We start from the raw sequence: 7,462 nt of genomic DNA, 5'->3' as shown, positions 1-7,462 counted from the left end.
GAGGTGCATGAAAAAAGCCAACAGCTGACGCTGTTGGCTTAGTAGAAATACTGTCAACGTATTTTAGGACGAGACAGTGTATGAGTTAACTGAACGCTTCAACGAGAAGATTATTGCGTTCAGTTAGTCATTACATTATTAGTTAAACATTGCGATTGCTTCTGCTGGGTCTACGTATTCAAGGTCAAAGCTCTCTGCAACTTCTTTACAAGTTACTTTACCGTGAATAACGTTTAGACCTTCTAGGAAGCCTTCATCAGATAGAAGTGCTTCGCGGTAGCCCTTGTTCGCTAGCTTAACAATGTAAGGAAGTGTTGCATTGTTTAGTGCGTAAGTTGAAGTGCGAGCAACAGCGCCAGGCATGTTTGCAACACAGTAGTGAACTACGTCATCAACAATGTAAGTTGGGTCTGCGTGAGTGGTTGCGTGAGAAGTCTCGAAACAACCGCCTTGGTCGATTGCAACATCAACAACTGCTGAACCTGGCTTCATCTTAGCGATGTGCTCTTTTGTAACCAGTTTAGGAGCGGCTGCGCCAGGGATTAGTACTGCACCAATTACTAGGTCTGCTTCTAGAACATGCTTCTCAATAGCGTCTTCAGTAGAATAAACCACTTTTGCGCGACCTTGGAATTCTTCATCAAGACGACGCAGTGTATCTACGTTACGGTCAAGAATTGTAACATCAGCGCGAAGGCCTACAGCCATACGTGCTGCGTTAGCACCTACAACACCGCCACCAACAACAACAACTTTTGCTGGTTCAACACCTGGAACGCCACCAAGAAGAAGACCACAACCACCGTTAGATTTCTCTAATGTTTGTGCACCTGCTTGAATAGACATACGACCAGCTACTTCAGACATTGGTGCTAATAGTGGCAAGCGACCCATATTATCTGTTACAGTCTCATAGGCTACGCAGACAGCTTTGCTCTTGATAAGCTCTTCAGTTTGTGGAAAATCTGGTGCAAGGTGTAAATAGGTAAATAATATTTGCCCTTCGCGAAGCATAGCTCGCTCGACAGCTTGAGGTTCTTTAACCTTTACAATCATCTCTGCTTTCGCGAAAACGTCAGCAGCAGTAGGAAGAATGGATGCGCCTACAGCGATGTAATCATCGTCTGAAAAACCGATACCAGTACCGGCATTGGTTTCTACAAAAACTTGGTGGCCGTGTGAGATTAGTTCTCTCACGCTAGCTGGGGTCATACCAACGCGGTATTCGTGGTTCTTGATTTCCTTAGGTACGCCAATGATCATCCTGACTCCTCATTTTATTTTGGTTGTTTTATCTATGTGTAGGGTAATTCTGTCGAATTAATATCTAGTATAGATAGGTTCAGATAAAATTTGATACTGAATATTAAAAAGTTGTAGTATATTTTTTTGCAAGGAAGTAATAAGGTGGAATAAAAAATGGCAGACAATTATAAGAAGCCGTCCAAGGAACTAGATCGTATTGACCGCAACATTCTTAATGAGTTGCAAAAAGACGGTCGTATCTCAAACGTTGAACTCTCAAAACGAGTAGGACTTTCTCCAACTCCATGTCTTGAACGTGTTCGTCGTTTAGAACGTCAAGGTTACATTACTGGGTACACAGCGTTGCTGAACCCACAGTACCTTGATGCTTCACTGTTAGTGTTTGTTGAAATTACGTTGAACCGTGGTGCGCCAGATGTGTTCGAACAATTCAACACCGCTGTGCAGAAACTGGATGACATCCAAGAGTGTCATTTAGTGTCGGGTGATTTTGACTATCTTCTAAAAACACGTGTATCTGATATGGGTGCTTACCGTAAGCTACTGGGTGATACGTTACTTCGTCTACCGGGCGTAAACGACACTCGAACTTACGTAGTAATGGAAGAAGTGAAACAAACTAATCAACTTGTGATTAAAACTCGTTAGTCACAATTGGTGAAATGAAAGAAAGCGGACATTTGTTCCGCTTTCTTGCTTTCTGGAATTGGGTTTTTCTGTTTGATATGGTTAAATCAACAGTAGTTTCATTGAAACGAGCGGCTTTGGCCGCTCGAGATGTTTTTATCCCGTTTAATTATTAAGTTGGTTTATGTTCAAGCAGAGCAGTAATAAAGTAGAAACAATCATTAAAACGAGTGAAGAGCCTCAGTCTCCTCGTTTGAGTGGTTCTCAACGTCTCAAAGAGTGCAGTCTGATTCTCGGTGTTCTCTTCTCTATTCTACTTGCCGTTGCGTTATTAACTTTTAGTCCTGCAGACCCATCATGGTCACAAACGGCGTGGGGTGGTGACATTCAAAATGCGGGTGGCTACCTAGGTGCTTGGTTGGCGGATACGCTTTTCTTCGTATTTGGTTCTTTGGCTTACCCTCTGCCTATCTTAGTGACGGTCGCTGCGTGGGTTTTATTCCGCAAACGTAATGAAGACGAGCAGATCGACTTCATGCTGTGGGGCACTCGCTTGCTTGGCCTGACTATCCTTATTCTGACTAGTTGTGGTCTCGCGGATATCAACTTTGATGACATCTGGTACTTTTCATCCGGTGGCGTGGTAGGTGACGTTTTAACAAGCCTTGCTCTTCCAACGTTGAATGTTCTTGGTAGTACGCTGGTTCTTCTTTTCTTATGGGGTGCTGGCTTCACTCTATTAACCGGTATCTCTTGGCTAAGCATTGTGGAATGGTTGGGTGAATGTGCCATCAAATTCTTCACGTCTGCTGTTAATAAGGCTCGTGGCCAAGACCAAGAGCTGCTTGAGCCTCAATTAAGGGAATCAGCAGACCGCGATTTAATCGAAGAACGTCATCACCAGCATCAAGAGCCAACTTACCGCGATGTTCCTGCTATAGAAGACAACAAGGAATCAACAGAGCATGATCCACTAGATCCTGCAATGAGCTTTTCTGCGACCAATGATTCGTCAGACGTAGCGATAAATGCGCGAGATAATGCAGCATCGCCGAAGCGTCATTACAATATTCACATGCCTGTTGAGGCGCCAGCGAAGCAAGAAGCTTCAGAACAAGAAGAACCTCAGGTTCAGCGCCAACCTCAAGTTGCACCTGAGTCGATCCCTGTAGCACCTGTTTACCAAGCGCCAGAAGAACCGTTAGAAGAAGGTATTGAGCGCTCGAAGCAGCTTAATGCCACTATCGAGCAGCTAGAAAACGCCGCTATGTATGAAGATGACCTTGCGGAGCAAGAACAGGTTGATGCGCATGAATCTCAAATCGCGTATCAGCAATACATGCAGAATGAGCAACAAGACGTTACCTCTACTGATACGGCTCTTGAAAGTGCAGAACCAGAGGTCAATAGCTCGCCAGAAGTAACGAATGAATTCGATGTTGAAGATGTTCAGCCAGAATCTCTATACACTTCACCAATGGGTGAGCCAGAAGCAACTGTGGAAGACGATTTCTCTGCACAAGCTTCACCATTTGATGTAACGGAAGAGCGTGCTGACGAACAGACTTTCGCTCCTGAAGCTCAGCAGACTGAAACCGAGCAGGCTGATGCAGAGTTAGCGGATGAGCAATTTGAACCTTTCTCTTATCAAGAAGAACGTTCAGAGCCTGAACAGTCAACAGCACAAAACCAAGAGCCAGCTGTTGATCTTCCTTGGGAAGAAGTTACGGAAGAAGAGCCTTCCCATCAAGATCAGGATGTCGCCGCATTCCAAAGCATTGTTTCTGAAGCACAAGCGAATATGGCAGCGGCGCAGAACCCGTTCTTGGTTCAACAAGATGTTAATTTACCGAAGCCTGCTGAGCCATTACCCACGCTTGAATTGTTATTCCACCCTGAAAAGCGTGAAACCTTTATTGACCGTGACGCATTAGAGGCAATTGCTCGTCTTGTTGAATCTAAGCTAGCGGACTACAAGATCAAAGCAGACGTTGTCGACATTTTCCCAGGTCCAGTGATAACTCGGTTTGAATTAGATTTGGCTCCAGGTGTGAAAGTAAGCCGTATCTCAGGCCTTTCTATGGACTTAGCGCGTTCACTCTCTGCATTGGCAGTACGTGTCGTAGAAGTGATTCCGGGTAAACCTTATGTTGGCTTGGAACTGCCGAACATGAGCCGCCAAACGGTATTCTTCTCAGATGTGGTTGCTAGCCCTCAGTTCCAAGAAGCAAAATCGCCAACGACAGTGGTCCTAGGACAAGACATCGCAGGTGAAGCCGTTATTGCTGACCTATCGAAAATGCCTCACGTTCTGGTTGCAGGTACAACCGGTTCTGGTAAGTCGGTAGGTGTGAACGTAATGATTCTGAGTATGCTTTACAAAGCATCACCGGAAGATGTTCGCTTCATCATGATCGACCCGAAAATGCTTGAGCTATCGGTTTATGAAGGCATCCCTCATCTATTGTCTGAAGTGGTAACCGACATGAAAGATGCGTCGAACGCCCTTCGTTGGTGTGTTGGCGAGATGGAACGACGTTATAAGCTGATGTCAGCATTAGGCGTTCGTAACATTAAAGGTTATAACGATAAGCTTAAGATGGCAGCGGAAGCTGGTCACCCAATTCACGATCCACTGTGGAAGCCGGGCGACAGCATGGACCCAGAAGCGCCATTACTTGAGAAGCTGCCTTACATTGTGGTTATCGTTGATGAATTTGCCGACCTAATCATGGTGGTTGGTAAGAAGGTTGAAGAACTGATTGCACGTTTGGCACAAAAAGCACGTGCGGCGGGTGTTCACTTGATTCTAGCGACGCAGCGTCCATCAGTGGATGTTATTACTGGCCTTATCAAAGCGAACATTCCAACCCGTGTTGCCTTTACGGTATCAACCAAAACGGATTCACGAACTATCCTTGACCAAGGTGGTGCAGAATCACTATTGGGCATGGGTGATATGCTTTACTTGCCACCGGGTTCTAGCCATACAACTCGTGTTCACGGTGCCTTTGCATCTGATGATGATGTACACGCAGTCGTGAATAACTGGAAAGCGCGTGGTAAGCCAAACTATATTGATGAGATCACCAACGGCGAACAAACTCCAGAAACCTTGCTTCCGGGTGAGAAGATGGAAGGTGACGAAGAGGTGGATCCTCTGTTTGATCAAGTGGTAGAACACGTTGTTCATTCGCGTCGTGGCTCAGTTTCAGGCGTGCAACGTCGATTCAAGATTGGCTACAACCGTGCTGCACGTATTGTCGAGCAACTTGAAGCTCAAGGTATCGTAAGTGCTCCAGGCCATAACGGTAACCGAGAAGTCTTAGCACCAGCTCCACCAAAAGATTAGTTCCACTAGGAACTCATACCCATTAAGTCGGTCAAATCGAAAATATGACCGACTTATGTTCTAACAGGATTATTGATGAAAAAAGTATTCGCACTTTTATTTATGAGCTTCTCAGTGTTTGCTTCTCCGAAAGAAGAGTTGAGTAGCCGTTTAGCATTAAATGCAGGCTTTAGCGCTGACTTTAAACAAGTCGTGACCAGCCCTGATGGTGATGTTGTTATGGAAGGTGAGGGCACGGTAGAGATTGCACGCCCAAGCTTGTTCCGCTGGGAGACCACGTTTCCTGATGAAAACTTGTTGGTATCTGACGGCCAAAGCTTGTGGTACTACAGCCCGTTCATTGAGCAAGTGAGCATTTACTGGCAAGAGCAAGCGACATCACAAACACCTTTTGTCCTGCTTACACGTAACCAAGAAAGTGATTGGGATAACTATAATGTGGCGCAAACGGGTAACCAATTCACGCTAACGCCAACTGCTGTCGATTCTAATCAGGGCGACTTCCAGATTAATATCACCGAAAAGGGCATTGTTCAGGGCTTTAATGTGATTGAACAAGACGGTCAAAAAGGTGAGTTTACCTTTAGCAATGTTGACTTGGGTAAACCTGCAGCAGACCGCTTTACTTTTGTGGCACCGGAAGGTGTCGAGGTCGACGACCAAAGAAACTGATCTAAACAAGCAGATCGTTTGGTAGTACGTCGATAGGCATTAATGCCATCAACGAATCAAGAGATTGCAATTGAGTAATTACAGCTTAGATTTTGCGGGGGACGAAGATTTTCGTCCCCTTGCTGCTCGTATGAGACCGGAAACTGTCGAACAGTACATCGGTCAGCAGCATATATTAGGCCCAGGTAAACCACTTCGCAGAGCGTTGGAAGCGGGCCATATCCACTCGATGATTTTGTGGGGGCCACCGGGCACCGGTAAAACGACGTTAGCCGAAGTAGCAGCAAACTATGCGAATGCTGAAGTGGAACGCGTATCGGCGGTAACCTCGGGCGTAAAAGACATTCGTATTGCAATTGAAAAAGCGCGCGAGAACAAGCAAGCAGGGCGCAGAACCATCCTGTTTGTGGACGAAGTCCATCGCTTTAACAAAAGTCAGCAAGATGCTTTTCTGCCTCATATCGAAGATGGCACCGTGACCTTTATTGGTGCGACTACAGAAAACCCTTCTTTTGAATTGAACAACGCTTTGTTGTCACGTGCGCGTGTCTACAAACTGACGTCCTTGAATACAGATGATATTTCTCTCGTTATTCGCCAAGCGATTGAAGACAAGCAACGTGGGCTAGGTGATGTACCTGCAGATTTTGCTGATAATGTTTTAGATCGCCTTGCAGAACTGGTTAACGGTGACGCACGTATGTCGCTTAACTATCTTGAACTGCTGTATGACATGGCAGAAGATAACGATCGAGGCGAGAAAGCGATAACCTTGCAGTTGTTGGCTGAAGTGGCTGGTGAGAAAGTCGCACGTTTCGATAACAAGGGCGATATTTGGTACGACCTAATATCTGCGGTTCATAAATCAATTCGTGGCTCAAACCCTGATGCGGCGTTGTATTGGTCGGCGCGAATGATTGCGGCGGGTTGTGACCCTTTGTATATCGTAAGACGTTTGCTAGCGATTGCTTCTGAAGATATTGGCAACGCTGACCCTCGTGCCATGCAGGTGGCGATGTCGGCTTGGGATTGCTTCACGCGCATTGGCCCTGCTGAAGGGGAGCGTGCGATTGCGCAGGCGGTAGTTTATCTTGCGTGTGCACCAAAGAGTAATGCTGTTTACACCGCGTGGAAACAAGCGTTAACGGATGCTCACAATCTTCCTGAATATGAAGTCCCCCATCATTTGCGAAATGCACCGACAACTTTGATGAAGGACATGGGCTACGGGCAAGAATACCGTTATGCTCATGATGAACCAGGAGCCTACGCGGCGGGTGAAAAGTACCTGCCTCCTGAAATGGGAGAGAAGCAATACTATTTCCCAACAAAACGAGGCTTAGAGACCAAAATTGGCGAGAAGCTAGATTATCTGGCGGATTTGGACGCAAAAAGCCCACAAAAACGCTATGAAAAGTAGTCTTTTTTGGATATCGTTACCTAGTCATAAAATTTCAATTAAATCGTTATAAATTGGTCGAAATAACACCAGTTTTAGGGGTTTAGCAGTGATTCAGTAGCAAACTACTGAATATTCAAATAACT

5 protein-coding genes are annotated in these 7,462 nt (G+C 45.7%); 4 read left to right on the top strand and 1 reads right to left on the bottom strand.

What is annotated here, in order from left to right; all coding sequences use genetic code 11:
- Positions 1-138: 138 nt before the first annotated feature.
- The gene (gene ald, locus MSG36_RS13610; RefSeq protein WP_017060246.1) at positions 139-1,263 is read right to left on the bottom strand and encodes an alanine dehydrogenase; all 1,125 of its coding nucleotides are present in this window, start codon (positions 1,261-1,263) and stop codon (positions 139-141) included.
- A gap of 156 nt (positions 1,264-1,419) precedes the next feature.
- On the opposite strand from ald, the gene lrp reads away from it, so the two are divergent.
- The 4 genes from lrp (at position 1,420) to MSG36_RS13590 (ending at position 7,337) form a co-directional block, all read left to right on the top strand.
- The gene (lrp, locus tag MSG36_RS13605; protein WP_004734558.1) at positions 1,420-1,914 is read left to right on the top strand and encodes a leucine-responsive transcriptional regulator Lrp; all 495 of its coding nucleotides are present in this window, start codon (positions 1,420-1,422) and stop codon (positions 1,912-1,914) included.
- 163 nt (positions 1,915-2,077) lie between these two features.
- Entirely contained in the window at positions 2,078-5,245 is a 3,168-nt protein-coding gene (locus MSG36_RS13600; RefSeq protein WP_248368316.1) for a DNA translocase FtsK 4TM domain-containing protein, read from the top strand.
- Between the two features lie 75 nt (positions 5,246-5,320).
- Complete coding sequence (lolA, locus tag MSG36_RS13595; RefSeq protein WP_017060248.1) at positions 5,321-5,917, top strand: outer membrane lipoprotein chaperone LolA; 597 nt, start codon at positions 5,321-5,323, stop codon at positions 5,915-5,917.
- Positions 5,918-5,981: 64 nt separating this feature from the next.
- The gene (locus MSG36_RS13590) at positions 5,982-7,337 is read left to right on the top strand and encodes a replication-associated recombination protein A (RefSeq protein WP_231625735.1); all 1,356 of its coding nucleotides are present in this window, start codon (positions 5,982-5,984) and stop codon (positions 7,335-7,337) included.
- The last annotated feature ends 125 nt before the right edge of the window (positions 7,338-7,462 follow it).

It is taken from the genome of Vibrio sp. 1CM8B (assembly GCF_023161685.1).
Classification (GTDB): Bacteria; Pseudomonadota; Gammaproteobacteria; order Enterobacterales; family Vibrionaceae; genus Vibrio; species Vibrio coralliirubri.
The sequence above is the reverse complement of the archived record's forward strand: the minus strand, read 5'-3'. Positions and strand labels throughout refer to the sequence as shown.

What these genes read in the sequence shown, in the direction of transcription:
- ald (WP_017060246.1), bottom strand. Translation starts at nt 1,263, where the DNA reads ATGATCATTGGCGTACCTAAGGAAATCAAGAACCACGAATACCGCGTT.
- lrp (WP_004734558.1), top strand. Translation starts at nt 1,420, where the DNA reads ATGGCAGACAATTATAAGAAGCCGTCCAAGGAACTAGATCGTATTGAC.
- MSG36_RS13600 (WP_248368316.1), top strand. Translation starts at nt 2,078, where the DNA reads ATGTTCAAGCAGAGCAGTAATAAAGTAGAAACAATCATTAAAACGAGT.
- lolA (WP_017060248.1), top strand. Translation starts at nt 5,321, where the DNA reads ATGAAAAAAGTATTCGCACTTTTATTTATGAGCTTCTCAGTGTTTGCT.